The following is a 26,924-nucleotide window of genomic DNA, read 5'->3' as shown; positions in this document are numbered from 1 at the left end:
CATCTTGCATCGACTTACCTTGATCACACGGCCACCAGACTCATCGCAGCCGGGCCTATTCCATGATAAAACGTACTGATTCCATCTGGATGATTACAATCGCTAATCCTCTCCAAGTAAGCGCATCCAATAGGCAACCAGTGTATCTATACCCTTACGCAACCAACAACCCCGTAGAGACACAGGATTATTCTGGCTTGAATCTAACCCTAAAATGGGAGCTATCCTTGCCATCATGGAGCACACTGCTGAACGATGAATTTCAACAAAATACAAAATGGCCCTAGCGAAAGCTGTTGGGCCCTAGTTTTTTTATCATGCTATAATCCATTTTATGTTTGCAAATAGTCGAATAACCATTAAGAATGACGGGCGGCAGGAAATTCTTTTAATGCGTTGAAAGTCTAAGAGGTTTTTTATCCATAAAATTTAAAAAGGGAGATAATTGATGAGCAAAAAGAAAATTTTCGCCCTCGGAGTCGCGTTCGTAATGGTTTATGCTATCGGCTGGTCCATGGGGAATACCTCAGCTATCAATAATATGGATAGAGTAATTCCAGGTAAAGGTTCTCCCAGTTCAGTGTCTTTATCTAACCCCGTCGGTGTACCAGCAATTACTCAGGAAATTAAACAAGTTGATTTCGGTCAGGTATCTGAGCTTGGACAATTTGATTTTAAAGTTCTAAGCTTAGAGAATACCAAGGAAGCAAAAACGCCCACAAAAAGCATCTCCACCACGCCTAACAACTATGAGATTATAAAGATGGAAGTTGTAAATAAGAGAAATATCCCGGCGGATCTAAAGGATTTTAAGTTAAAATTGTTAGATCAAGACAAGAAAATTTCTTATGATTTGAACTCTGATGTGTCAATTAGTATGAATAGTACCTTGGAAATATATGACAGAAAGCCTGCAGTTTTTCTTTTCGATGATATGAACCCTAACCTAAAGAATGAATTTACGGCCGTATTCGAAGTCCCGTCAAACGCCAATTATGCTCTAATTATCATTTACAAAAATGACGTCTTGTTCTTCAAATTGAAGTAATTAAAAGTGGCAGTCCGGAACGGCATACAGCAAGCAAATGCGGGGCTTTTTTCTTCCTCAAAACTTACCCGACTTTTTCATTCTCATCAGTATTCCTTGGTACCTGTCTAAAGCAGCATCTAACTCTTGGCACGCAGCAACGACTTCTGAATCCGTATGAGATTTACCCTCTTTTACCTTGATCATGCTTAAGCGCAATCCTTCGATTTGTTTTATTAGTCCTTCGAGTTCAGACATACATTATCCCTCCAATTATTTGGGAATTAGTATGCCCGTATATTACTTAAATACCACTTGGTGTACAAAAAAGGGCTCCCAACCGTTTCCGATGAGAACCAAATGGTAGGACGAGAGTTTGATGAGTTATTCTGCCCCGGATTCGTTTTATTATGTAGCAAAGGAAGGAGAGCACATAGGCGCTCCTTCCTTTGCCACATCTTCGGCAAAAAATTATACTGAAAAACCGCCCCACAGCAAGGACGGTTCTTCATCTTTTTCATGTAGTTTTTTCTATCTAAGTAAGATCTTCTGCTATTAGAATACAATAGAATTGTGGATATTTAAGGATGATTATATCAAGAATTTATCAAGAATTTAAACGATATAATAAAAGATCGCTATGACTTAATTTTCTCAAGAAATAAGAAGTGCTCATTCTTTTTATGGAATGAACACTTCTTATTGTGTCTACGCTACTGGCAATATTGATTTATGCATGGTTTTCTAATCATCTACATTTTGTTGTCGTCCTAGATTTCTCCTCTTATCAAAGACTAAGGTTTTGTCTAAGGGATAATCAAGGGCACCTGGCCCTAAAATACGCGAGTGGGTATGAAGGGGACCAACCTCTCATTAAACAATAGCTGTTACAAATCCATTTTCAATAAAAATAACTTTATCCGCAGCATATTCCCACTGTTCCTGTTTTCCAGCTATCGTCATAGTAGTAATAATTCCATCCGGTGAACCCCAAGACGATGCTAATACTTCGTTTGTCGTCATTCCAATATAAGGTTTAGGCTTACCCGTCGACGTTTTTCCGCTCAATAGGTTGCGCATATGTGTAACTTCGTCTGCATTTTGATTGACCATTTTTGTTATTTCTTCTGAAAGTAGGCCATTATAAGGCATAGAAATATGAGAAAGGCTAACTATCATTGCAGTCCGAATACCCTTTTTTTGATACTCTAATGCGCTAAGGAAGCTATATATAGCATTATAGTCTGCATCCAGGGAAACTTTCTCAACTGTTTTCGCCCGTAAGGTTTCATAGTCTCCTCTGCGAATAAGCTCCTCGTAGTATTTCATGTCTTGAGCTTTTGCAAGAGTTTTTGCTTCTGATTTAATCTTCTTAATCTCGTCTTTCAAATCACCAAAGTAGTCAGCTGGTATATTATTAGCCACTCCAATGGCATTGTCAACTTTGTTTTCTTTGAGATATTTGAGGTAACTAATGTATCGAGCGATCATCGGAGTATCCCTGTAAGTTATTAATTCGTTTATTGAATTTTGGACATCTTCCCACTCTTTTGGCTCGGCCTTGCCCCAATCAGTTGTCTCGATCTCCTTTACTAACTGTTGGTAAGCCTTTTCATTGGCAATTACCTCATCGGTTTTCGCCTGAGTGGCCTTGGATGGGGAAGTTTGGGCGCATCCCGAAATATTCAATACGAGAACTATTAACAGTGACACAAATAGGAGATTTCGGTTTTTCAAAGTTTTACTACTCCCTTACTGGACGCTTTCTTACACATCCTTTACTACATGAGCGGGTAACATTTAGAAGTGGTAATCTTTCATCGATGAAATATATAGCAATTCGTTTATATTTTCATTCAAGCAAGACATAGTTATTCTCAAATATCATAGCTTATTTGAGGAATTCATTCATTAGGTTATTGATGGGAATCAAGAAGCGCTCCAGCCAAATGAGTACGGCAAGCGATTTTTGTGGAATATGTAAATCTACCTATTTTCTACCAAATACCACTTCTACCGTATTATACTCATTCTTTGGTTGATTTCCGGTGATCACGAGTTCTGCTTAAACCGAGTTAAGGTCGCCCCCTCCATGTATAAGCAGCAAGGATAAGCGGTCTGAATTCTCGATCGCCCAAAGCCCGGCTTGATCTAAACATAGGGATCAAAAAAAGAAAGGATCACCAACTACTTTTTGCACTTTTTTACATAATTCTGAATATTCTATGTAATAGGAAGCCGTCAATAACATTACTTCTCTTTATGGAAATATCCCATAATAAACCAAAATTCACGAAATCGATTGAACGGAGGATTACTATGATTGACTTTTGTACTCTTAACATGATCTCCCTCAAATGTCCCGTCTGTACCGAATCATCCCACGTTAGCAAATGGGGTGCAATTGCAAGCTTTGAAGGACTGACTTATCTACGGTTTACACTGAGAGAAATGCAATTGAAAGATGAGAGCTGCATGATTTGCCCAAAGTGTTTTAAGAGTAGTAAGTATTGTGAACTAATTAAAATGCAAGAAGGCCCTAGCAATTAATTGCTAAGGCCTTACTCTTTTCTTGAAGAGTGTCAACAAAAAAGAAATCTAATCAAATTATCTTCGAATTCCAGAAGGTTTTTTAATAGTTAAAGCGAATCTAATGTTTTAGAGGTGATTTTTTGAAGACGCAATATCTTGTTATCCCAGTCTCAGATGAAGAACGTAAACGTCTTAATTATGTATGCACGAAATTAGATATTACCATCGAACAATTCTTTGACACTGCACTCCGTGAAGGGGAAATGGTAATACTTAGCACCGAGGCTTTAGGGCCCGATGGCGCGTTTTGGAAGAATAATGAAGAACAAACGTTCAAGAAGGACGCTGAATAAGCGTTCTTCTTTTTCCTAATGTATATTAAATCTAACATAAAAAGTCGTACCCGAAGGGGAAGATTCTACATCGATCTTTGCATTATGTCGTTCAGCAATATTGTAACACGTTGCCAATCCCAAACCAGTACCGCTTTCCTTGGTTGTCAAAAAAGGCGTTCCTATTCTTGCAATAAGATCATTGCTAATACCTGTACCTTGATCCTGTACAGCAAGGACTATACTGTTTGACTCCATATAGGTCATTATTTTGAGTATACCCCCAGAAGACATCGCTTCTAATCCATTTCTTGTAAGGTTCAGAATCAATTGTCTAATTTCTCTCTCTATCATGGTCAATTCAGCGACTTCATCAACTACCAACAACACTTGCTTATCTTGGTTCAATGCATCTGATAGTATCAACGGATACAATGATTTAACTAATTTGTTAAGTCTTACGTCCGAATATAATCCTGTTTTTGTTTTTGAAAGTGATAAGAACTCAGTAAGAATACTGTTAGCCCGGTCTAATTCACTGATCATCAAGTCAAAATAGTCCTCGTTTTCGTGTGAAGTATTTCTACTTTTTAAGATCTGTAAGAAACCTCGTACTGTGGTCATCGGGTTACGTACTTCATGTGCGATACTAGCCGCCAATTCACCTACAAGATTTAATCGGTCTAATCGTGCTATTTCCTCTTCGGCTATTGTTCTTTTGGTAACATCAAGTAGTTGCATCAGAAATAACCGTGTGCCATCCGAATCATAAAAAGAGTGCTCAAACACTTCATAAATAGTATCCTTAACGACACACTGCCATTGATTTAACATGTCTGTTTTTGAAGTTAATTGAGTTTGACAATGACTACAAGGTGCATCCTTATTAAAAAGTATCGAGTAACACTTTTGATTATCTGGTTCACCATGAGCCTCTATAAAATTATGATTTGCAAAAATAACATTCCCTTCGCCTGTCCGAAGATAGACCAATCCCGGTAATCCGTTAATCAAAGCATAAAGGCGGTTTCGCTCAGCTTCTAAAGATTTCTCATATTTCTTCTGTTCAGAAATATCTCGAAAATAAACTGAAACACATTCGGAGGACGGATAAACGTTTACCTTCACCCACCCCTGTGTGAAAATAGACACGGCTTCGAATTGCACATGTTTTTGCGAAAGTGAAGCTTCTAACAACTTCAAAAAGAAGAAATCATCTTTTCCCGGAAATATATCCCAGTAATTTTTCCCGATAACATTTTGGTCTGTAACCTTAGAAAAAGCAATCGCAGCAGACTTATTAACATAGATAAATCTCCATTGATCGTCTAAGGTATAAAAGCAATCGGAAATATTATCGTATACACTTTCGATCATTAAAGATGATCTCTTTTGCTTTTCTTTTAAAATTTTCTCTTTGTTTGTCTCACGACCAACTGCATAATACAATTTATTATTCGCAAATGGGATAAGCATCCAAGATAGCCTTATATAAGACCCGTCATGTATGCGATAACGGTTCTCAAACCTACTAAAACATTGTCCTTTTGTCACAGTGCTGATTTCTTGGAGGGTTATATGTTTATCATTAGGATGAACATATTCTTGGATAATGTTTTGTGCCATTTGGTCTAAGAGGCTATCTTTATTTATCCCAGATATGTTGGCAATTCAGCGTTTATATATTGGATTCGACCATCAAAGGCAACTATCTTAACTATGTCAGAGGAATTATCAAAAACATCTTTAAACTTTTCAAATCCCTCTGACAAAGTAATTTGTCTACCTCTCTCACTCGAAGATGAAAGTTCATTTTGAATAAACATTTCGCACCTGCTTCCAGCTTTTTGATGGTGTATTATCTTTCTATTAATATTCTTATAACTCCTCTTATAATGAAGTCCACGGTCTTTAATTCCAGATCAAGCTGTTTCCCTAATTCATTCAATCCTCCATAATATATTGCGCATTTCTCTATATTATAACGTATTTCCATTAATATTTGTTTGGAATATTTGATCTTTCCCTCGCAATCGACAATAATCTAAATGCAGCCATTATTTAGGCACACTAATAAGCAGCGGTTTCTTTTAAGAAAACCGCTGCTTATGGATCTGAACCATCGTACTTCATAATATTTTGTTGATTCACTGAGGGTCTTTTTTAAATTTACCCCTTTATTCCGGCATTAGCGGCTAGTTCCTTTTGAACCTCACCCGCCCCTTTACTACCATTAAAGAAAGCATTGAGGATAATGGCCGTAAGTGAACCAAGGGTGATTCCACTGTGTAGTATTGTCTGGCTCCAGTTAGGAAAGAGTTGAAAGAAATTTGCATCTACTACTGGAATTACACCCATCCCAATACTTATCGCGACAATAAAAATGTTGTTCGGGTTCTTCTCGAAGTCCACACTACCGAGCGTCCTAATCCCGCTTGCTGCAACAATTCCGAACATTGCAATCCCTGCACCGCCAAGCACAGCGTTCGGTAAGGAGGCAATAATCGTAGCCAATTTTGGGAAAAAGCCCATAACAACAAGGATCAAACCGGATGTCGCGACAACAAATCGACTCTTGACACCGGTTAGTCCGACAAGACCAACATTCTGTGCAAACGCCGTATAGGGAAAGGCATTAAATACTCCTCCAAGCATTGTTGCTATACCATCCGCTCGTAATCCTGCCGTAAGCTCTCTCTCGCCGATCTTTTTCTCTACCATCACACCAATGGCCAAAAAATCGCCAGTAGACTCAACCATAACCACCAACATAACTATAATCATGGCGGCAATCGCACCGACATCAAATATAGGAATTCCGAAGGAGAATGGGATATCAAAGCCAATCCATGAGGCTGTCGCAACTCCTGCAAAATTTACAAGCCCTAGGGGTATAGCAATAATAAGGCCAACGCCTAAACCGATCAAAACTGAAATATGAGCGACAAAACCCTCAAAATATTTATTAATACAGAGAATGGTTAAAAGCACAATCCCTGCAACCGCTAGGAATGTTAAAGAACCATAGTTCTTATTCCCCACGCCTCCCGCTGCCCAGGCAATACCAACTGGCAAGAGAGAAATACCGATAACTGTGATAACACTGCCCGTAACAATAGGTGGAAAAAAACGCACCAATTTACTAAAGAAAGGAGCTAACAAGAACGTAACCAATCCTGCCACAATAACCGATCCAAAAATCGTGGGCATACCACCCGTCTTGGCAATCATGATCATGGGTGTTACCGCGGCAAAAGTGACCCCTTGAATAACGGGTATCTTAATACCAATTTTCCAAAGACCGAGAGTTTGGAGTAATGTCGCCAGACCACAGGTAAATAAGTCAGCATTAATTAGAAAAGCTGTTTGTGATTTCGAGAGACCGGCTGCTCCCGCAATAATTAGAGGCACTGCAACCGCTCCAGCATACATTGCCAAAACATGTTGTAATCCATAAATGAAGAGTTTTCCGGCAGGCATCATCTCATCGACCGGTGCAACTGTATGTTTTGTATTAGCCATTTACTTTCCTCCTTAGTATTTCAATGTAGCTTTATAATCTAGTGAACGCTTGTCACCTCCATTTAATCGTTGTCCCGCAACCTTGTTTAATATTTGATTTAAGGGTTCATATTATGTATTCAATTGCTAATATCTGATAGATTCTATGCAAATATTGGTATTCAGCAAAAACTAAAAGCCATCACCGTTTAAGTGATGGCTTTACTATCTTATTATTCGTTGCTAATCTATCCACCGATTTTAATTTGCTAACTGAAATACTCCTTTTTGGGCGTTGTAAATGAACACTTCTCCAGTTTCAATTGTGTAATACATACCCATAATATCAATCTCTTTATTGTTATACTTTTCTTCAATAAAGGGATAAGTTAACAAATGTTTTATCTGCTCAACGATATTCACTTGTTCTGTAAGCCATTCTCTCATTTCCAAATCGTTGACTTTCAGTTCTTGCATAACCCTTGTTTTAACATTCTCGGCTAGTTCTAACCATTTCTTCACAGAGGGAATTTCATCAAGAACTTCATGGGGTAAATAGATCGATGAACAACCTCCACAATTAGAGTGACCGCAAATAATTATATTTTTTACTTTTAAAACCTTTACTGCGTATTCAATGGCTGCAGTAGTCGCTGAAGTTGCATCTATATGTTCATGTGCTATTCCATACATTGGTACGATATTGGCAATATTTCTAACGACGAACAATTCCCCTGGTAACGATTTCGTAATTAATTCTGGTACAACACGTGAATCAGAACATGCGATGAATAATGTATGTGGTTCTTGTCGTCTTTTCAATCTACAAAATAGATTTTTATGTTCTTCATAATCTTGTGTTCTAAATTTAATGAGTCCTGCCACTAAATTGTCCATCAGTCAACCCTCCCATAAATTGTTTTCGGTGCTCCAGGCCCAATGAATTTGTTAAACTCATTACTGATGAACAGCTACCTTAATACATGTAGATTAGCATTAGGACTATTAGAAGTCAATATGACCATAATCAATTTATACTATACATAAACTTATGCAATCTGAACTTAATTGTCATAATTACACAGATTTTGTAATCGAAAAACAATTACCATTTCTTTGGAATGTGCATGAATGCACAAAGATTAACAACATTGTCTATTCTGTAACCTATTCCTTCATAAAATACAGATAATTATCCATAATAATGTTTAATGGCCGGTTACGGTTTTTGCCAAACATATTAACAAAATAACTCATCTTATATGAAAAAAAGCCAACGACGAGTCCTAAAGGCTTGTTGTTGGCTTTCTTTCACTTAATAGCAAATATACCGTCAAGTTTCTAACTATTACTCGCCTTTTCGAGGCGAAAGGCCCCCTATCGCTCTCGCAGCTTCCTGAATGGCATGAAGTTTATACACTCGGTTTTTTTGAGTAATCCCTATGAAGTCGAACTTCTCAGCTTTAACATGGGTTAAGAATCTTTCCATAGAGGTAAGGCAAGTAGTTAATCCATTGCCGCTACCGCCCGCTGCAGCTACCGAAATGACTGGCTTTCCTTCGAAGAAAGATTGATCTTTTTTTAGGGCCTCACACCGTCGAATCCGGTCAGAAAATGCTTTAGCCGATTCACTCATTTCTCCCCAATAAACTGGAGTTATCATCACAAAGGCATCGATATTAGCTATTGACGCATGTAATTCTTGAAAATCATCTTTTACTTGACACACATGTTCTTCACGACAAGTTCCCCATCCGTTGCTACAGGCGAGGCACCGACCGATCCGTTGCCGATTGAGGTTCACCATAACCACTTTTGCTCCAGCCTCTTCTGCTCCAATTTTGGCGGCATTACCACAAGCTGCAGTTAACCCGTCAATATTGGGGCTACATGTAAAAATCATCACATTCATTTATTTCAATCCTTTACTCATTTGTTTTAGATACTTCTACATTCTATCAGGAAGAGAAGATCTATAAAAGTATATTCTTTGGTTTCAAATTACTTACCATTATTATAATAGACAATTTATGGAATGATTTTGCTATTTATATAGTGTTTCGTTAAAGTGTTTCGTTAATATGTTATAATTATTGAGCCACTTAAGACAAACAACATGAAAAGGTGTTTACAATGAATATCTTTAAAGTTTCCAGAAATATAATCAGACAAAGTTTTCCTGCTTTAAGCCATGATAATTTCCGAATTTTTTGGTTCGGACAATGTGTTTCCTTGATAGGAACCTGGATGCAAAGCATAGGGCAGACATGGCTCGTTTTTTCACTAACTGGGTCTCCATTCCTATTAGGTTTACTAGGAGCGGTTCAATTTTTACCACTCACTCTCTTCTCATTGTTTGCGGGTGTGGTAATTGACAGATACCCCAAACGACAAATACTTTTAATATCTCAATTCACTTCGATGATCTTAGCCTTTACATTATCTGCACTTGTCTTTACCCATACAGTAAGATATGGATATGTTCTTACGTTGGCATTAATCTTGGGCTTTTGCAATACCATTGACCTGCCTACAAGACAGTCATTTACCATTGAAATGGCCGGCAAAAAGGATTTAATGAATGCCATTGCCCTGAACTCTGCTACCTTTAACCTAGCTAGAATAGTAGGACCTGCAATTGGTGCCTTAGTCATGGCGTCTTTTGGTGCAGGTTGGTGTTTTCTATTAAATGGATTTAGCTTTCTGGCTGTATTAGTCAGTCTAATTAAAATTAAGATAACCCCCTATGTAAGAAAAAGGGGTTCGAACAACGTGCTTCAAGAGATCAAAGACGGCTTAAAGTATATTGCTGGAGAACAGTCCCTACTTCAGACAATTTTGATGGTTTTAATTGTAGGTATCTTCATCTTTAATTTTAATATTTTAATTCCTGTGTTCACTAAAAATGTGCTTCATCTAGGAGAAAAGGTCTATGGGGTCTTAATGTCAGCCTTGGGATTAGGATCATTATTCGGCGCATTAATGGTATCCGTGAAAAGTAAATCTGGACCTAAAGCCAAGGTTTTAATAGGAAGTGTAGTGATGGTCTCCATCATGCTTATATTAGTTAGTTTTACTAAGTCTTATTATTATACTGCAATCTTATTAGTCGTTACTGGGCTATTTAATATATGGTTCAGCACAACTGCAAATTCCACTCTTCAGATCACGGCCATTGATGAATACAGAGGAAGAGTCATGAGCGTCTATTCCTTGGTGTTTGCTGGTGCGACTCCAATTGGCAATATGTTTGCTGGTTTTACCGCTGATAAATTCGGAGCTGATACATCGTTTTTATTGAGTGGAGTATCAGCCATTAGTTTGACTGCCTTATTAATGCTCTTATTTATGATTAAAGCTAAAGGAAGGGCCAAAGTCAAAACCTGCGACTATGAACATTAAACTTTTACGAAAGCCAGCTTTAGAAATATGTACTATATATATAATAAACACCAGCTATCCCGGCGGGGATTGCACACGCAAGTATGTATGCAATTATGGTTGGTTTGATTAGATCCTTCCACACGCTATATTTAGCCATTTACTCCTTCACCTCTATATTTAGTCTACCACCTATACCTAATGCTAATACCCATTGCTTGATACAACATGCCACCCATATCTTCGATAACTTTCTGCCAATTAACGATCTATATATTAATTAAATCAATAAAAGCGAGGCCCTTTTTAAATAGGGCTTCGCTTTTATTGTCTCTAGTTTATTTGAGTTTAAATCTATTCTATTTGAGTTCCTTCCATGATCCCTTTATTGTGGAATATTTCATCAATCTCTAAGGTAAGCATTCCACCCTTTGCATTCTTGCGCCCATTTTTACCGTAATTCGGGGTTGTGTCATCCTGAACAACACTCACAACCCCGGCTGGTTCCCATGGTTGGCGATTTAATTGTGATGCATGTTCTTTATCATTTTCATTACTCATTTAAATTCCCTCCTCTACGTTTATTATTGTTAGATTTCCCCACTGAATGATTCTTACTCAATTCTTTTACTTGTTGGAAATATTTTTTCCTATAGGTATCCTATCTTTACCTTTGCGACATAATATAAAGGCAATTTGTAATTCTAGATAGAGGGCAGAGGCGGATGCTATGAGCATACAACAACTTTATAACACAACGGACTCGTCGATTCCTACTCTTCGATTTACTGAGCTGCTCTTTGTTGAAGATCAGTTACAGATCGTGCTTGATAAAGCGGATGGCCTCATTCAACAAACCAGTATGAATTTGTTTCAATCCGGCGGGAAACGGATTAGACCACTCCTCACTCTTTATAGCGGGATGTGTTTTAGCCCTTTAAACCCCATGATGATCCAAGCAGCTGTTGCGACAGAACTTATTCATATGGCTTCATTGGTTCATGATGATGTGATTGATGAATCTGCTACCCGACGTGGAAAACCAACCTTAAATTCCCTCTATGGTAACCATGCAGCGATTCTGACTGGGGATTACCTCTTTGCAGAAGCCTTTAAAATTCTTTCTACCCATCAACTACTGGCTAGCATGAACTACCTTGTCGAAGCTATCCAGGCCATGTGTGATGGAGAAGTGAATCAAGCGGATGAGCAATTTTCAATTTCAGTTAGCACGCAACAATATTTCAACCGAATTGCCAAGAAAACAGGCATTCTATTGGCTGCATGCTGTCAATCGGGGGCTTCACTTGCTGGTGCATCTTCAAATGAAGTAGCTCTCATGAGAGAATACGGACTAAACATTGGCTACGCCTATCAAATTACGGATGACATCCTTGATTTCAGTGGTGATTCAGAATCTTTAGGCAAACCTGTCGGTGCAGATCTCGTCAATGGAAATATTACACTACCTATTCTTTATCTTCTCGATAACCCCATTTATGGAAATTGGCTCAGAGAAATTATGAACACGCGTAAGGTTACACGTCAAGGCACCCAAAGCATTAATGAGGCTCTCATTTGTTCTGGCTGCCTTGATCAAGCTCATGCGACAGCCACTGAATGCATTAGAAAGGCCAAAGCAAGCTTAGATAAACTTTCTTCTAGCCCATACAAATCAGCTCTTCTTGATTTAGCGGATTCTATCTTACATCGTACAACTTAGACCCTCGTCCCATGAAAAGAGATCAACATTGGCATTACTCCATGCCAATGTTGATCTCTTTCTTTTTAAAGCAACTTCATTTTACGCAAATAGCAGCACAACCTGTACATCAGGTTTACTCCTAACCCACTAGCTTTTAATAGATACTTTGTCATGGATCGAATATCTATGTCCATACTCTTTTTATCAGACAAGTACATGGCTAGGAGGCCTTGAACAACTGCTTTATGGAACTTTGGATAATCCAACCGTTCCGCTTGTTTAAAGGAATTTTCAATAAACAAATGCAACCGCCGCGACGTCATCGCATTATCTTCATAATACGCCACAAAATTCAACTGGTTTGTCTCTTTGTCTTCTCGTAAATCAATGAAATAATCTAATAAAATATGTAGACCACATATCCATGGAAAGTAGGTCTGCTTAATCTTCTCTACGTGCCTTGCCGATAATTGAGGGTTATAAGCGGCCGCATAAAGACAAAAAACTCCTAAGGTTGAACCTGTTGCCGCGGCAAATTCCCAGGATGTTAGTTCCGAATATACACTTAAATATGGCTTAATCCAGTTCAGCATCACTGATTCTCGGTCTACCAGCGCTAAGTGTTTGTAGGTTTGTAAGTGAGAATAGAGTTTAGCCAACTCAAGGGCTTCTTCCCGAACTAATTCATACGACGGTAACTTCCTGAGGCTTTCTTGGCAGGTTTTGACCAGCCGGTTTAAATACCCTCCGTCGTCACGATAAGGGTAATACAAATAGTAATCAGAAAGGACCGCCCTGGGATCTAAAGCCTCCTGCATCGCTAAATGCAATTGATAAAAAGCCAATTCATCCTGAACCTCAAGGCTATCGACCAGATTATCAAGATAATCGCTCATAGTTTGATAAGCAACTATGAATTGAATGGCATCGAAGCTTTTGACACCCGGATAAAGTGCGAATATGCTTCCTCCTTGGCAATGGAACGCCTTTAAGCGAATGCTCTCTGAGGCCTGCAGTCTTAAGCTTGCATCCGGTAACTGAGCGGCTCTCCTCTGCCATTTGTTAAGCTCCTGTTTAACCATCGGGAAAACCTTCGATACAAATTGATATATTAACTTAGGGCGATTCATAGGTACAACAAACAGCGTATTCATAAACTGATTCCCTTCATTAAATATAGAGGAGATTTTTCTTCTTTAAAAATAGTCTTACCAAAATAGGATCATATTCAACCTTCATATCCATTTTAAAACAACTTATTTCATTGTGACAAACTAGATCTCAGAAGTATTCTTCCTTTATCTTCCGAACATACTTTATCCTTTATTGCGACATTCTATATGTGTTGTTAAATTGTACTGAGAGGAGAATGATTATGACTTCAATGCCAGAACTGACAGCCAAAAATTTGGACATTTTAAATGATCAACTCGGAGCAGAAGCTTTACTAGTTCATAAGTTTGCTCAAGCGGCACAATCTGTCCAGGATCCCGCAATTAGCTCCCAACTTTCTTCTATTTCCGGGCAACATCGTAAGCATTATGATACCCTGCTTAATTATTTGAATTCTCATCAATAAAATAAAGAAGGGACGGGATTAAGTTGACTATGCAAAACACTCTGTCAGAACAAGAAATTTTAACAGATCTCTTGACGTCTGAAAAACATTGCACCTCTACGGTGAATACGTTTATTACGGAATCAACATGTGCTAATTTAAGGCAAAACCTTAAGGATATCCTTACTGAGGAACATAGCATTCATGAAAATCTGTATAATATGATGAATCAAAAGGGATGGTATCCTACTTCTGATGCCCAAGCTCAGGAAGTTCAAAAGGCCAAGGATAAGTTCAAACCATTACAGGCGTAATTTGAATCAAATTACGGTTAAATCTAAATACCATTACACCATAAAAAGATGGAGCCGAATTTCGGCTCCATCTTTTACATATTAACAAATCATTCTTTTTCAATTTTTACAGCCTTAACCTCTTTAACTTCTTCCTTTACCTCTTCGCCCTCACTGGCAGCTTTGAATTCTTTTATCCCTTTGCCCATTGCTTTTCCCAATTCTGGCAACTTACCGGGTCCAAAAATAACCAAAGCGATGACAAGAAAAATACCTGCTGTCATCGGCGTAAGAAACCCAAACGTTGTAAGCATAATGTCCACCTCCAAATAATTCTAAGGTTTGAGCGTTAACTTTTATAGTATCTGTAATCATACACAGGCTTATCCTACAGCATAAATGGACGATACGCAACATGTTTTTCGTGGGAAATTCATGAAAAATCAAACCATAAGCGCTATGAAAAAAGGCTTCCTCAAAGCAAGTCTTTTTTCATAACCCAATGACCGACATTCATTTTTTATCATCTCGGTCTTTAAAGATTTCATCATATCCAAGATACAATTCCCAAATTACGTCCCAAAGCTCGTCTTGGGCTTCAGTGACTCGAAGCCCAAGTTCCTTGGCTTCACGACGACCAATTGGGTATCCATGTGAATAATACCCCTCTATCAGAGCCTGTGCAACGCTCTCAACCCGTTCAGGATCGTCTTTTAACATGTAGCATGATAATAACATTTCAGCGTACTGTCGGGATGCCTTCAAAGTTTTTTCGTAATCTCCAATAAGCCATGGGTCAAGCTTGTTAAGCAAGGGGGTTACGATAAATGCTGCCATATCTGGGTCAGGACTATCAATCATTAACCTTTGCAAGTAATCCAAACAATGCCAAACAGCTTGAACGGGTATCCAGACATCTTTATAAATTGGGTGCTTAACGAGTGGATCGATCGGTCCAAGCTCAGAGATCGGCCCCATAACGATTTCGTCAGCTCCAAGTGCGAGCATTGAAGCTGCTGATTTAGCCACAAACGGAACAATGACCGCGAACTCTTTACAAAACTCCCTGATCAGCTTCACAACTTTATAGGGTGTATCTACTGCACCGCCATAACTCAACAAAAACAAATCGATTTTTCGAGTATGACCAATTTCTTTCAGCTGTTTATAGAGAGGGACCAATATAGTGTCATCTAGCGGTGTGTGAGAAAAATATACCAAGACTTTTGAAGCTCGCAAATGTTCTAATCGCTCAATGTAGTAAACCCGATCCTCTGCGTTCAAACTAACCCCCCCAATACCATCCTTATTTACCATATTATTACAAGTAGGTATATATGGTGAATCTTGGGAGGACCTTATTTAGTTTTAATGTATTTTGGTGTATACCTTTAATCAGTTAATTGATTTAGTGCTTACTATGCGGTTGGACACTTCTGCAAGAGCTAAACCAAAGATCGAAGTAGATATGAGATTTGAAAGAACTGTATAGGGTTGAATTATTTGTAGTCCTGGAACTTTATAGATCAAGGTTACGGAATAAGTAAGAAAAAAAATTCCCATAGAATAAACCCAACCTTTAAAAAGATAATGTCTGCTCGTCACCAAGGGAATAAAGTGAGCAAACACTATTCCTGCAAATCCCAAAAATCCGAAATGAACAATTTGGGCTAAGATCGAATCAAAAGCATTTAGCGGGAAATTCCCATATATCAAGACCGCTGCCCAATTCAAGTATCTGATACGTGCAAGATTGAGTAAATAATAAGAAACCAAGTTGAATATTACCATTGGAATACCCGCAATGACTCCGGCAAAAAAGCCATAGTAAAATCGATCTTTCAAAGAAGCAACCTCCCTTTATAAGTAGTATTTACAAGGTGACTTGTAATTACTACTTATAAAGGGAGGTTATCTAGAATAAGAATCACTGCGGTTTTTTAGGAATAACTACTTTCACGCCCGACTGATCATGGCAACTCTGACAATACGTTTCTCCACCAAGCCCTTTCTTCTCATGACAAGTATAACACTGCTTCCAAGGCTGCTGATTGTTTAACACAGCATATCCATGGCCTTTCGGTCCATGAATCCAGGTCTCTTTAGGTACTGAGCTATGAGGATTGGAAGGATCGCGATTTTGGGAAATAATAATCACCGCTACAAGGGCCGCAAATAATACGAAGGTGATAAAAGTTCTTATAACGCGTTTGCGTTCCATTCAGACAAACACCCCTTAAAATTAAGGATCATCACTTTCTCCCTACTCAAAACGCCCCATTTTACCCACTTTATAGAGTTTTAAAGACTTTACGAGCTAATTCTAGTGTCTGGTCAATGTCTCCCTCTGTATGAGCTGTCGAAACGAAGACAGCTTCAAATTGACTGGGAGCTAAGTAAATGCCCTGTTCCAGCATTCCTCGGAAAAACTTAGCGAACCGTTCCACATCTGATGTGCAGGCGCTGGAATAATCCTTGACCGGAACGTCTGTAAAAAAAGCCGAAAACATCGCCCCAACGGCATTAACCCAAATAGGGAGTCCTATTTCTTGGGCAAGCTGCTTTAGGCCTTCAGCAAGTCGGGATGTTTTATGTTGCAAACCCTCATAGGTTCCTGGGTGCTGCAACAATTTTAAGGTCGCTAATCCAGCATTCATGGCTAACGGATTACCTGAAAGGGTTCCCGCTTGATAAATAGGACCACTAGGAGAAATTTGTTCCATAAAACGTCGTTTTCCCCCGTAAGCCCCGACCGGAAGTCCCCCGCCAATCACTTTACCAAGACAGGTTATATCCGGGTCAATTCCATAGAAACCCTGTGCCCCACCATAACTGACCCTAAAACCAGTCATCACTTCATCAAAGATAAGTAAGGCCCCATACTCTTCCGTTAAATGGCGAACTCCTTGTAAGAAGCCTGGATCGGGCAAGACCACGCCCATATTGCCGGCTACGGGCTCGAGAATCACACAAGCGATCTCCTCCCCTTCTCGCCGAAAGAGTTCCTTTAAACCTTCCAAATCATTAAACTGAGCTGCAATTGTGTTAGAAGCGATCTGTGTTGGAACTCCAGGAGACGTGGGAACACCAAAGGTCAGCGCTCCACTCCCCGCCTTAATCAACAGTTGATCTGAATGCCCATGGTAACAGCCTTCGAACTTAACAATTTTTGTTCTACCTGTAACCCCACGCGCCAAACGCAAAGCACTCATAGTCGCTTCCGTACCGGAGTTGACCATACGGATCATCTCCATGGAAGGATAGGCCTTTAAAACTTCTTCGGCCAAAACGGTTTCAACTTCCGTTGGTGCGCCATAACTCGTCCCACGCTCAGCTACTTGTTTAATCACTGCAACTACGTCTGGATGAGCATGCCCAACAATGAGCGGTCCCCACGAACCGACAAAGTCCAGGTAACGATTACCATCGATGTCCCAGATGTGCGCTCCTTCACCCCTGTCGATGAATATAGGGTCCCGCCCTACGGATTTAAAGGCTCTTACCGGTGAATTCACCCCACCGGGAATAACCTTTTGGGCTATCACAAAGGCTTGTCGGCTTTTTTCATCTATAAAAGACAACCGAATGCCCCCTTTCTCGTTTCTAGTCAGTCTCTTCTTCTAAAAAATATTGCATACTGCTCTTTTTTAGTTCAGCTGTACTAAATAGCATAGAATACGTCTGTACTCCTGTAGCAAGGGAAATTCTCTTCATCACATCCCCGCAATCCTCCGCGGTTCGTCCATGTACCATCGTAAAGAGGTTGTATGGCCAATCGGGTAGTGTTGGTCTTTGGTAACAGTGGCTAACTTCCTTAAAAAGCGCCATGGTCTTCCCAACCTCTGCGGCCTTTTCTGGATCAACTTGCCAAACGCCCATGGCGTTCGCTACGAAACCTGCCTTTTGATGTCGAAGAACCGCGCCAAAGCGGCGGATTACTTTCGCTTCCGATAAACGATTTGCACAAGAGATAACATCCTCAACCCGCCACTGGAGAATTTGAGCCAATGCGGTAAAGGGTGTAGGGGAATCCGGCAGATTCCCCTGTAACACCTGAATCAGTGAAATGTCCATATTGCTCAATTCAAAAGGGGTGATAGTTTCTCTCTGCGCGCTATTGGAATCATTTTCACCTGAAACATTGACATCTTCTTCGTCGATATCATCATCTGATAAATCAAAATCAAAATTGACATTGATCTTAAACAATTGGGTAGCTGGAAGGCTATAGATTTCAGAAATCCCTATCGCATCGCGGATAGTCTGCAGAATACGTTCTGCTTCGGCCTGAGAGCGGGCAATGAGCGTAAACCAGCTGTTATACTCGTGGTTACGAATATAGTTATGGGTCACACCAGGGATCTCATTGAGTAGTTTCGCCAAAAGGGGGATTTTTTCTTCTGGAACTTTGCCCGTACACAAGGTACTGTAGTACCCTAAACGACGAGAATCGAAGACGCCACCTAAACGACGAATAATCCCTTCCTGCCGAAGACGTTGAATCCGTTTAAAGGCATCTTCTTCCGTCGCACCTACCGCTTCACCGAGAATCTTATAGGGATGAAGGGCAATCGGGAATTGATTTTGGATGGCATTCAATAGGGCTCGATCGATTGAATCCATACTAACTCCCCTTCCTTCCATGGTATAAGCACCAAGGCTCCTCCGCCATGTAATCTCCTTCATTGTAATAAGATGCGCGGGCACGACAACCGCCGCACGCGGCATCTCGGTAACAATGATCACAGTACATATTACAGTCGTTTGTTGTATTCCAAGAAACTATCATGTTTGTCCCACCTCTTTGAGCCAGCGCGCTACATCCAACGCATGATAAGTGATCAGTAAATCCGCACCAGCTCGTTTCATGCCTACCAAGGCTTCCAGTACAATACGCTTCTCATCGATCCACCCATTTGCTGCAGCCGCTTTCACCATCGCGTACTCCCCGCTGACATTATAAGCGGCAAGCGGCACGCCAAATTTTTCCTTAGTTCGATAGATAATATCTCCATAGGATAAGGCCGGCTTCACAATAATGAGGTCAGCTCCCTCTTCAATATCCAAGGTTGTCTCCCGCATCGCTTCGTCCCCGTTCGCCGGGTCCATCTGGTACGTTCTACGATCTCCAAATTGCGGGGTAGAACCCGCCGCATCGCGGAAAGGTCCATAAAATCCTGAGGCAAACTTAGCCGAATACGCCATAATAGGGATATGAGAAAATCCTTCTTTATCTAACATTTCCCTAATAGCGCCGACACGCCCATCCATCATATCCGACGGGGCAACCATATCCGCTCCAGCGCGTGCCTGAGAAACCGCGGTCTGAGCAAGTAGATCAAGGGTCGGATCATTTAAGATTTGCCCATTATCAATCAATCCGCAATGCCCGTGATCAGTGTATTCGCACAGACAAACATCAGTAATGACATAGAGTTCTGGGAATTGTCTTTTGGCCAAGCGTACAGCTTCCTGAACAATTCCATGCTCATGGTAAGCCCCTGACCCTATACTATCTTTGCTCTCCGGAATTCCGAATAACAAAACTGCAGGAATCCCTAGGTCGACAACGTCCTGAAGGGCTAAGACGAATTCATCCAGAGAAAAATTATAAACTCCAGGCATGGAGGAAATCTCCACCCTCTTTTTCTCTCCTGGCATGACAAACATAGGGTATATTAAATCCTCAACTCTAAGATGGTTTTCTCGAACCATACTTCGAATCGTCTCGTTAGCCCGCAAACGGCGCGGGCGCCTTATAAGTTCCATAATACGACCTCCCAAGTACTAAATCTTCCTCCTCGTCGTAGCTAAGCCAATGAATGAAACGTGCAATTTCATTTCCGTTCATCCTATTTCCGTTCCTATTTAATCCCAATCTCTTCATCTGTCAAATAGCATGCTGGATCTGATTCCCAGAAATCCCCGCTCACTGCTTCCGCACGCGTCCGGAAGTTTCCATTACACATGTCAAGGTACTGACAAGCCGCGCAACGTCCTTTTAACAAGGTCTTGCGCTCTTTTAAACCCGCTAGCGTTGGGTGAGACAAATCTGTCCAGATATCCTCAATCTTACGTTCACGGACATTCCCGAATGTGATGTGCTGAGTGAATTGGTCCGGGTGCACGTTTCCCAACGGGTCAACTTCTCCAAATGCAATTCCCGAACGGTTTCCCCCATTGAGACCGATCAAGCCCTTGATTTTTTCAGCTCTCGCAGGGTCTTCTTTCAAAGCCTGGAGGTACATATAGACGCCATCACAATGGTTATCTACCGTTAATATTTCCTTTTTCAAACCGCGTTCTTCGAAGTCACGAGTTCTTCGAATAATCGTATCCATGGCTTGACGAGATTCTTCCGGAGTCACATCTTCTGCAATCATTTGGTTGCCACGGCCTGAGTAGACCAGATGGTAAAAGCAAACACGATCAATATTTTCCGCTTCAATGAAGTCGAAAATCTTATCTAATTCTTTTATATTGTGATGATTAATGGTAAAGCGTAGTCCCACCCTTTGATCCACAGCTACACAGTTTTGAATTCCTTGCATTGCCGCCTTAAAGGCTCCCTCTTTGCCCCTGAACTTGTCATTGACATCTTCAAGTCCGTCGAGGGAGATTCCAACATAGGAGATTCCAATCTCTTTGATGCGCTTTGCCACTTCAGGGGTGATCAGCGTACCATTCGTAGAAAGTGTTACCCGTAGTCCTTTCGAGATTGCATACTCAGCCAATTCGAAAAAGTCGGGTCGGATTAACGGTTCACCGCCGGAAAAAAGAAGGACGGGAGACTTGAATTCTACCAGATCATCGATAAACTGCCTAGCTTCTTCTGTCGTCATTTCTCCCTGGTATTTTTGAGCATCAGACTCCATATAACAATGAGCACATTTTAGGTTACACGTCTTGGTCGAATTCCATACGACAACAGGCCCAGAACCGATCGTTGTTCCGTTCCTCGCACCATGAGAGTCTTTGTTATAACGCAGAGAGTCTCCAAAATATTCCGTACCAAATAAAAGTTTCGTAACACTAATCATGTTTTATTTCCCTCCAGTAATGCTTCGACAAGTCCGCTAATCGTGTATTGAGTGGCTTCTTTATAAATTGTTAACCCAAGTCTACGAGCTGTAGAACTAGTGATGGGCCCAATGGAATAGAGAGCGACATTGTCTAATAGGGATACCTCGCCATCCAATAGGGTCATGAAATTCCTAACCGTCGAGGAACTCGTAAATGTGACTGAATGAATCTCTTTATCGCGAAGGAGGCGTTGCAATTCTTCGCGATTTGCTCCACCAAGCACAGTCTTATATACCGGTACATCCCACACATCTACGCCCATAGCCTTCAGTGACTCTGGCAAAATATTCCGCGCTTCCTCGGCCCGAGCCAGTAAAACTCTTTGTCCAGATGTAACCCGGCTTGATAAACCTTCAACAATCTTTTCAGCCCGGTACTCTTCCGGTACGAAAGCAACGCGTAGCCCTCTTTTCTCTAAAGATGCTTGCGTCGCGGGACCAATAGCGACTATTTCGAGTCCCACTAGGTCTCGTACGTCTCGCTTTTGGATTTTTAGCTCAGTAAAAAATGCTTCGACTCCGTTTACACTAGTGAAGATGAGCCAGTCAAAACAGTTGAGATTATTAATCGCTTTCAAAAAATAGGACTTGTCCGAGGGAGGGGCAATTTCAATAGTCGGGAATTCCCAAGCTTCCCCACCCAATGATTCAATAGCCTGGGACAACTCGCTCGCCTGATGCCGCGCCCGAGTCACAACGATCCGTTGCCCAAACAAGGGTTGCTTCTCAAACCACTGGAGTTTTTCCCGCAAAGAGACGACTTCGCCGACAATGATAATAGCCGGATTTGTAATTCCCTGCTCTTTAACCTCTGTTGCTATCGTCTCAAGTTGTCCAACGAGCGTGCGTTGTTCTGGCCGCGTGCCCCATTGAATAATCCCCACTGGAGTGCTAGGCTTTTTACCATTTTCTATCAACTTTTGTGCGATCAAAGGTAGGTTTTCCATACCCATGAGGAAAACGAGCGTTCCGTGGGACTTAGCAAGGTGGTCCCAGTGAATGGTTGTTTCATTTTTAGTAGGATCTTCGTGCCCTGTAATGACTGCAAACGAAGAGGTTAAGTCCCGATGCGTCACTGGGATACCTGCGTAAGCTGGAACAGCGATGGCAGAAGTAATGCCCGGTACGACTTCGAACTGAATACCTGCGTCGAGTAAAGCTTCTGCTTCCTCTCCTCCCCGGCCAAAAACAAAAGGATCTCCCCCTTTAAGGCGGGTCACAACTTTCCCTTCCAGTCCTTTATCCACGAGCAATTGGTTAATTTCATCTTGTTTTAGTGTATGGCGATCGGGAGATTTCCCCACATAGATAAGCTCACAATCCGGACGGGCTAACGTTAAAAGACGCCGCGAAGCTAAGCGATCATAAACTAAGACATCTGCCTTGGCAATACATTCTGATCCTTTAATGGTGATTAGCTTCGGGTCTCCTGGACCAGCACCCACTAAAAATACATATCCTTTATTCAAAGCTGAACACTCCTATTCAATTATCTCACAATATAGATTGTATACTATTTTAAAGTATTTATAAATAACTTTCTCCTTGTCAAATAGTTCCACAAAATCCGACTTCGTGAACTGCTCTCATGGCGCAGCCCCTTCAAACTCCCTAATTGGCACACGACATTACGAGGTGAGCGTTGTAGTGCAGGTGCTTATCGTATTTCCGCTAATATTGAGGTAGCGCCTAAGTCAATCAGCCGGTCGGCGACTTCGAAACCTACTGCTTCCGGATCGGTTCCCTGAGCTTCTGCACGAATCAGGCGAACCCCATCTACGCTCGCCACCATTCCTCGGAGAATAATCTGTTCTTCTTCAACCACTCGCGCCAAAGCTCCTATGGGGACTTGGCATCCCCCTTCGAGTTTACGCATTAGAGCACGTTCCGCTCGCACTGCTTGTTCAGTGGCACGATGATTAAGCGGCAAAAGTAATTCCATAATGTCCAAACGCTTCTCGTCAATTTCTATCGCAATAGAACCTTGTCCAACTGCAGAAAGCATCATGTCTTCCGGTAGTATCTGAGTAATTCGCTCTTCCCACCCTAACCGTTTCACACCAGCAGCAGCAAGAACAATTCCATCCATATTAGACTCTTGTAACTTCCTCCACCGCGTTTGAAGATTCCCACGCAAATCCATAAAGTCAAGGTCTGGGCGATAGTGTTTGAGTTGCGCTTTCCGCCGTAGGCTACTTGTGCCAATAACGGCCCCAGGGGGCAGTTCTTCAAGACGGGTTCCATTCCTACTCAAAAAAACGTCTCTCGGCTCTTCTCGTTCGCAAAAGGTACAAATCATTAACCCTTTTGGCAACAAGGTTGGCATGTCTTTGAGACTATGGATTGCCATATCAAGCTCATGATTCAGCAAACCATTTTCCAACTCTTTGGTGAATAATCCTTTGTCACCGATTTTAGCAAGTGGAACATCCAAAATCTTATCCCCTTTGGTCTTCATGGGAACAAGTTCAAATTGAAGATGAGGATAAACGATCGTTAGTTGATTTTTAACCCACTCGGCTTGCCACATGGCCAATTGACTATCCCGAGTCCCAATACGAATGTTTTTCATTCTGCCCTCCCATGACGCACTTGTCCTGGATGCTGATTCACTACTGAGACCTGACGTTTGGTTTCTTCTTCAACATCCAAATCAAAAAGGTTTTGTAAAATTTCTGTATAAAGATGGCCTTGACTTGTCGTGGCATACTCTTTAAGGTTCGTAATTGGTATATGAAGGAGATGGTTAACAATGGAGTTCGCCATGGAACGTACGTGCTTTTCCTGTTTCGGCGTTAATCCACCTAAACGCTCAAGCGCACGATTTAGCTGCAATTCTTTAATTTGTTGCCCTTTTTGCTGTAGGGCAACAATTGTTGGAACAACAAACAATGAATTATGCCATTTAAGAAAAAGATGCATTTCCTCATCAACAATCTTCTCTGCACTTAGAGCTGCAATTTCTCGTTCCTGATGATGGCGATCAATAACTCCACGTAAATCATCAATATCAAATAACGTTATGAGTGGAATATCCCCTACTTCAGGGTGGATATCGCGTGGCACTGCTATATCAATCAACAGCATAGGTCGCCCCTGCCGCTTGCTCATGACCTCCTGCATTCGTTCCGGCAAGAGGACAAAATGGGTTGAAGCTGTTGCGGAAATCACGATATCCACTTCTTCGAGGTACTGATCCATATCATCAAAGCGCACGGCGCGCCCAGAAAATTCATTAGCCAAGATAATGGCTTTTTCATATGAGCGATTCGAAACCAAGACGGTTGAAGCTCCTGCAGCAACCAAATTCTTAGCAGTTAGAGTACTCATCTCCCCTGCTCCCATAATTAAAATCCCTTTGCCGTTTAGTTCTCCAAATTGTTGTTTGGCGAGCTCGACTGCAGTATAACTGATTGAAACAGGGTGTTGGTCAATCAACGTTTCCGTACGAATCCGTTTACCAACCGCCAAAGCAGTCTGAAAAAATACATTGATCGCTTTATTAGTGACTTCCGCATGACTCGCTTGTTCATAAGCATTGGCGACCTGTCCGAGGATCTGTGTCTCACCACGAACCATCGAATCCAAACCGGAAGTTACACGAAATAGATGACGCACTGCATCATACAAGGTGTGTACATATAGATACTGATCAAGAAGTTTTTCTTCAATGCCATGGTGGTCGGCCAAGAATTTTTTAATCGAAATAATTCCTACTTCTACATTTGTTGTGGCAGCATAGACCTCTGTACGATTACAGGTACTGAGAATTACAACCCCCTCAAGTCCTGGATAACTTTTAAGTTCTCTTAAAACTTCCTTCATTTGGGAGGGATGAAAGCTCATCTTTTCTCGAATTTCAACTGGCGCGCTCCGGTGATTTAATCCAATAGCGACAGGAAACACCGCTCTACCACTCCTTCCGCCTCGGCTAAACGGTCGGCTTTTATGAGTTCCTTCACTTCACCATCCGTAGCACGATTCCAAAAAATACCCCGCTTTTCGAGCGATAACTTACTCTTAGCAAGGTTCCGCCAAGTTTTAAGCAAGCAGAGATATTCTGCCATTTCGTGGCCGTACAAATTTTCTAATTCAACTCGGACTTGCCGCGCTACAATGGGACTGCTTCCTCCCGTAGATACTGCAATTTTCAAATCCCCTCGTTCCATCATCGATGGAACAATAAAACTACATTTTTCAGGGTCATCTACGACATTCACTGGTCGATGATGTGCTATAGCATCAAAAGACACATGAGCATTAACGTCCTCTTTTTCAGTGCATGAAAAAACAAGAACAGCCTCTTGAATATCTTCTGCGGAATATTCCTTCTCTAACCAAAAACATGCTTTGTCGTCGATCAGCTCCTTAAGCTCTGGAATAAGCCGAGGAGAGACAATATTAACAATAGCTTCATGATGCAAGAGGGTCTGCACTTTGCGTAAAGCCACGATCCCTCCTCCGACGACCAAAATCGGCTGAGCTTTTAAGTCCATAAATATTGGATAATACTGCGACATGAACTATAGTCTCCTTCTCCAACTTTTATTCTCTTTTTATTCGTCTTAGTTTAACATTTTCCTTGTAATAAATGAAATATCTTCTAATTATCCAATAATTAGCTCATGCTATTTATGCAATTTTAATCATTGGGCATAAGAATGTAGCCCGGGTAGAAGGTAATTGACACCGAAGAAGGTAAATAGCACTGCTAGAAAACCGAAAACCGCCATCCATGCCGCCCTTTTCCCTTTCCAACCATACATCAACCTTGCATGCAAAAATCCAGCGTAAATAATCCAAGTGATTAAAGACCACGTCTCCTTAGGATCCCATGACCAGTACGTACCCCAGGCATAATCCGCCCATATTGCGCCCGTTATAATACAGAGTGTCAAGAGCGGAAACGCAAATCCGACAACCTTGTAGGACAGTTCATCCAATACCTCCAGCGAGGGGAAACGAGACACAATCCCCTGTGGATTCGATTTATTCCCGTTGTCACCTTTACTTAATTTAAGCAAATACATAATTCCTAGTCCGAAGGATACTGCAAACGCGCCGTAAGCAAACATTGCCGTTAGCACATGAAATGTGAGCCATTGGCTCTTAAGCGCCGGAGGTATGGCCTGGGCAATTCGCTCCTCGGGTCCCATTGTCATTATAATAAACATCAACAGCAAGAATGGAATCGGCATGACAAAAGCGCCGAGGGACCTTAGCTTATAGCGGAACTCGGCAAACAGATAAACAGCTAAAATCCCTCCTACGAACGTCAGAAGAAATTCATACCCATTAGAAAGTGGCGCATGCCCCGAAGTGATCATTCTTAAGATGATAGCAGTGATATTAGCAATCAAGGCGACGACGGTAAGATATGTCGCAAAACGCCCAACGATTTCTTTTTTTGAGCCAATCCAAATCCAATACAACAGCGTACATAAGGTACAGGCCATTACTACAATGTAAAACATGGCTGTTTCAAGACTTTCTAACATACAGTACCCTCCTTG

General features: G+C 41.1%; 28 protein-coding genes. 6 read left to right on the top strand and 22 right to left on the bottom strand.

Annotated elements, in window-relative coordinates; translation table 11 throughout:
- Positions 1–448: 448 nt before the first annotated feature.
- Positions 449–1,048: a DUF4352 domain-containing protein gene (locus E4K68_RS01955; protein WP_135377053.1), complete on the top strand. Its 600-nt coding sequence runs from the start codon at positions 449–451 to the stop codon at positions 1,046–1,048.
- A gap of 57 nt (positions 1,049–1,105) precedes the next feature.
- Here E4K68_RS01955 and E4K68_RS01950 read toward each other — a convergent pair whose 3' ends face one another.
- Positions 1,106–1,285: an aspartyl-phosphate phosphatase Spo0E family protein gene (locus E4K68_RS01950; protein ID WP_135377052.1), complete on the bottom strand. Its 180-nt coding sequence runs from the start codon at positions 1,283–1,285 to the stop codon at positions 1,106–1,108.
- A 615-nt stretch (positions 1,286–1,900) separates the two neighbouring features.
- A complete protein-coding gene (locus E4K68_RS01945) occupies positions 1,901–2,764 on the bottom strand; it encodes a hypothetical protein (RefSeq protein ID WP_135377051.1) in 864 nt (287 codons plus the stop codon).
- Positions 2,765–3,699: 935 nt separating this feature from the next.
- Here E4K68_RS01945 and E4K68_RS01940 point away from each other — a divergent pair.
- The gene (locus tag E4K68_RS01940) at positions 3,700–3,912 is read left to right on the top strand and encodes a hypothetical protein (protein ID WP_135377050.1); all 213 of its coding nucleotides are present in this window, start codon (positions 3,700–3,702) and stop codon (positions 3,910–3,912) included.
- Between the two features lie 15 nt (positions 3,913–3,927).
- Here E4K68_RS01940 and E4K68_RS01935 read toward each other — a convergent pair whose 3' ends face one another.
- The 5 genes from E4K68_RS01935 to E4K68_RS01920 form a co-directional block, all read right to left on the bottom strand.
- Positions 3,928–5,517, bottom strand: a complete 1,590-nt coding sequence (locus tag E4K68_RS01935; protein ID WP_135377049.1) for a PAS domain-containing sensor histidine kinase — start codon at positions 5,515–5,517, stop codon at positions 3,928–3,930.
- 23 nt (positions 5,518–5,540) lie between these two features.
- Positions 5,541–5,717 (bottom strand): hypothetical protein, encoded by a 177-nt coding sequence (locus E4K68_RS20225; protein ID WP_158291351.1) that lies wholly within the window; start codon positions 5,715–5,717, stop codon positions 5,541–5,543.
- A gap of 343 nt (positions 5,718–6,060) precedes the next feature.
- A complete protein-coding gene (locus tag E4K68_RS01930; RefSeq protein ID WP_135377048.1) occupies positions 6,061–7,413 on the bottom strand; it encodes a nucleobase:cation symporter-2 family protein in 1,353 nt (450 codons plus the stop codon).
- Between the two features lie 240 nt (positions 7,414–7,653).
- Positions 7,654–8,289, bottom strand: coding sequence for a carbonic anhydrase (locus E4K68_RS01925; protein ID WP_135377047.1), 636 nt, complete (start codon positions 8,287–8,289; stop codon positions 7,654–7,656).
- 451 nt (positions 8,290–8,740) lie between these two features.
- Positions 8,741–9,304 carry a flavodoxin family protein gene (locus tag E4K68_RS01920; RefSeq protein WP_135377046.1) on the bottom strand — a complete coding sequence of 188 codons (564 nt, stop codon included), beginning with the start codon at positions 9,302–9,304 and terminating at the stop codon, positions 8,741–8,743.
- A 221-nt stretch (positions 9,305–9,525) separates the two neighbouring features.
- On the opposite strand from E4K68_RS01920, the gene E4K68_RS01915 reads away from it, so the two are divergent.
- Positions 9,526–10,794 (top strand): MFS transporter, encoded by a 1,269-nt coding sequence (locus E4K68_RS01915; RefSeq protein WP_135377045.1) that lies wholly within the window; start codon positions 9,526–9,528, stop codon positions 10,792–10,794.
- A 333-nt stretch (positions 10,795–11,127) separates the two neighbouring features.
- Here the strand turns inward: E4K68_RS01915 and E4K68_RS01910 are convergent, their stop codons facing one another.
- Positions 11,128–11,334: a hypothetical protein gene (locus E4K68_RS01910; protein WP_135377044.1), complete on the bottom strand. Its 207-nt coding sequence runs from the start codon at positions 11,332–11,334 to the stop codon at positions 11,128–11,130.
- Between the two features lie 169 nt (positions 11,335–11,503).
- On the opposite strand from E4K68_RS01910, the gene E4K68_RS01905 reads away from it, so the two are divergent.
- Entirely contained in the window at positions 11,504–12,496 is a 993-nt protein-coding gene (locus E4K68_RS01905) for a polyprenyl synthetase family protein (protein ID WP_135377043.1), read from the top strand.
- Between the two features lie 65 nt (positions 12,497–12,561).
- On the opposite strand, the gene E4K68_RS01900 is transcribed toward E4K68_RS01905, so the two are convergent.
- Positions 12,562–13,632: a tetraprenyl-beta-curcumene synthase family protein gene (locus tag E4K68_RS01900; RefSeq protein WP_135377042.1), complete on the bottom strand. Its 1,071-nt coding sequence runs from the start codon at positions 13,630–13,632 to the stop codon at positions 12,562–12,564.
- Positions 13,633–13,853: 221 nt separating this feature from the next.
- Here E4K68_RS01900 and E4K68_RS01895 point away from each other — a divergent pair, with 221 nt between their 5' ends.
- Together E4K68_RS01895 and E4K68_RS01890 are read left to right on the top strand one after the other, a co-directional pair.
- Entirely contained in the window at positions 13,854–14,057 is a 204-nt protein-coding gene (locus E4K68_RS01895) for a hypothetical protein (protein WP_243450215.1), read from the top strand.
- A gap of 29 nt (positions 14,058–14,086) precedes the next feature.
- Positions 14,087–14,350 carry a spore coat protein gene (locus tag E4K68_RS01890; RefSeq protein ID WP_135377041.1) on the top strand — a complete coding sequence of 88 codons (264 nt, stop codon included), beginning with the start codon at positions 14,087–14,089 and terminating at the stop codon, positions 14,348–14,350.
- An 89-nt stretch (positions 14,351–14,439) separates the two neighbouring features.
- Here the strand turns inward: E4K68_RS01890 and tatA are convergent, their stop codons facing one another.
- The 13 genes from tatA to ccsB all read right to left on the bottom strand — a co-directional run bounded on the left by tatA (position 14,440) and on the right by ccsB (position 26,909).
- On the bottom strand, positions 14,440–14,643 hold the full coding sequence (tatA, locus tag E4K68_RS01885) for a twin-arginine translocase TatA/TatE family subunit (protein WP_135377040.1): 204 nt from the start codon (positions 14,641–14,643) through the stop codon (positions 14,440–14,442).
- 199 nt (positions 14,644–14,842) lie between these two features.
- Positions 14,843–15,613 carry a peptidase gene (locus E4K68_RS01880; protein ID WP_135377039.1) on the bottom strand — a complete coding sequence of 257 codons (771 nt, stop codon included), beginning with the start codon at positions 15,611–15,613 and terminating at the stop codon, positions 14,843–14,845.
- 111 nt (positions 15,614–15,724) lie between these two features.
- The gene (locus E4K68_RS01875; protein ID WP_135377038.1) at positions 15,725–16,174 is read right to left on the bottom strand and encodes a hypothetical protein; all 450 of its coding nucleotides are present in this window, start codon (positions 16,172–16,174) and stop codon (positions 15,725–15,727) included.
- A gap of 82 nt (positions 16,175–16,256) precedes the next feature.
- On the bottom strand, positions 16,257–16,550 hold the full coding sequence (locus E4K68_RS01870) for a hypothetical protein (RefSeq protein ID WP_135377037.1): 294 nt from the start codon (positions 16,548–16,550) through the stop codon (positions 16,257–16,259).
- Between the two features lie 70 nt (positions 16,551–16,620).
- Positions 16,621–17,910 carry a glutamate-1-semialdehyde 2,1-aminomutase gene (gene hemL, locus E4K68_RS01865; RefSeq protein WP_135377036.1) on the bottom strand — a complete coding sequence of 430 codons (1,290 nt, stop codon included), beginning with the start codon at positions 17,908–17,910 and terminating at the stop codon, positions 16,621–16,623.
- Between the two features lie 22 nt (positions 17,911–17,932).
- Positions 17,933–18,952 carry an AsnC family transcriptional regulator gene (locus E4K68_RS01860; protein WP_135377035.1) on the bottom strand — a complete coding sequence of 340 codons (1,020 nt, stop codon included), beginning with the start codon at positions 18,950–18,952 and terminating at the stop codon, positions 17,933–17,935.
- A gap of 162 nt (positions 18,953–19,114) precedes the next feature.
- Positions 19,115–20,098, bottom strand: coding sequence for a porphobilinogen synthase (gene hemB / locus E4K68_RS01855; protein ID WP_135377034.1), 984 nt, complete (start codon positions 20,096–20,098; stop codon positions 19,115–19,117).
- Positions 20,099–20,193: 95 nt separating this feature from the next.
- Positions 20,194–21,369, bottom strand: coding sequence for a putative heme d1 biosynthesis radical SAM protein NirJ1 (gene nirJ1 / locus E4K68_RS01850; protein WP_135377033.1), 1,176 nt, complete (start codon positions 21,367–21,369; stop codon positions 20,194–20,196).
- Positions 21,366–22,880: a uroporphyrinogen-III C-methyltransferase gene (cobA, locus tag E4K68_RS01845; protein WP_135377032.1), complete on the bottom strand. Its 1,515-nt coding sequence runs from the start codon at positions 22,878–22,880 to the stop codon at positions 21,366–21,368. Before cobA ends, nirJ1 begins: the two co-directional genes overlap by 4 nt.
- Before the next feature lie 188 nt (positions 22,881–23,068).
- Positions 23,069–23,983 carry a hydroxymethylbilane synthase gene (hemC, locus tag E4K68_RS01840; RefSeq protein ID WP_135377031.1) on the bottom strand — a complete coding sequence of 305 codons (915 nt, stop codon included), beginning with the start codon at positions 23,981–23,983 and terminating at the stop codon, positions 23,069–23,071.
- Positions 23,980–25,317, bottom strand: coding sequence for a glutamyl-tRNA reductase (hemA, locus tag E4K68_RS01835; RefSeq protein ID WP_135377030.1), 1,338 nt, complete (start codon positions 25,315–25,317; stop codon positions 23,980–23,982). Before hemA ends, hemC begins: the two co-directional genes overlap by 4 nt.
- Positions 25,293–25,931, bottom strand: a complete 639-nt coding sequence (locus E4K68_RS01830; RefSeq protein WP_135377029.1) for a bifunctional precorrin-2 dehydrogenase/sirohydrochlorin ferrochelatase — start codon at positions 25,929–25,931, stop codon at positions 25,293–25,295. Before E4K68_RS01830 ends, hemA begins: the two co-directional genes overlap by 25 nt.
- A gap of 126 nt (positions 25,932–26,057) precedes the next feature.
- Entirely contained in the window at positions 26,058–26,909 is an 852-nt protein-coding gene (ccsB, locus tag E4K68_RS01825; RefSeq protein ID WP_135377028.1) for a c-type cytochrome biogenesis protein CcsB, read from the bottom strand.
- Positions 26,910–26,924: the final 15 nt, after the last annotated feature.

Origin of the sequence: Desulfosporosinus sp. Sb-LF (assembly GCF_004766055.1) — a bacterium.
Lineage (GTDB): Bacteria > Bacillota > Desulfitobacteriia > Desulfitobacteriales > Desulfitobacteriaceae > Desulfosporosinus.
Note: the sequence above shows the minus strand (reverse complement) of the source record. Positions and strands in the feature narration are given on the sequence as shown.